This is a genomic window from Mesorhizobium sp. M8A.F.Ca.ET.207.01.1.1 (assembly GCF_004794715.1).
Classification (GTDB): domain Bacteria; phylum Pseudomonadota; class Alphaproteobacteria; order Rhizobiales; family Rhizobiaceae; genus Mesorhizobium.
In genome coordinates this window covers 1-327 of sequence record NZ_SRUS01000342.1, presented here as the reverse complement: position 1 = coordinate 327, position 327 = coordinate 1, and the positions used below count along the sequence as shown (strand labels likewise).

The 327-nt window shown below is 67.0% G+C and carries 1 protein-coding gene; it reads left to right on the top strand.

The genetic code is table 11. The annotated features are described in order from the left end of the window. Window positions 1–40 precede the first annotated feature (40 nt). A partial coding sequence (locus EN850_RS34835) for an OmpW family outer membrane protein (protein ID WP_281407315.1) occupies window positions 41–327 on the top strand: 287 nt, incomplete at its 3' end.

Below are 327 nucleotides of genomic sequence, written 5' to 3'. Positions count from 1 at the left end.
CCGAGACTGTCGCCATCCACCCAGCAACGAGAACACCCCCATGCGCAAGACCTCCCCCCTGATCGTGGCCAGCCTGGCCGCCGCCCTGTCCCTCGCCGCCGCCCCGGCCATGGCCCAGTCCAAGGGCGACTGGACCGTTTCGGCCGGCGTGCACCAGGTGGCACCGAAGTCGAACAACGGCTGGCTGGCCGGCGGCACCCTGAAGGTCGACGTCGACAACGACGTCAAGCCGACCATCACCGGCGAGTACTTCATCGCTGACAACCTGGGCATCGAAGTGCTGGCCGCACTGCCGTTCAAGCACGACATCAACATCAACGGCCTGGG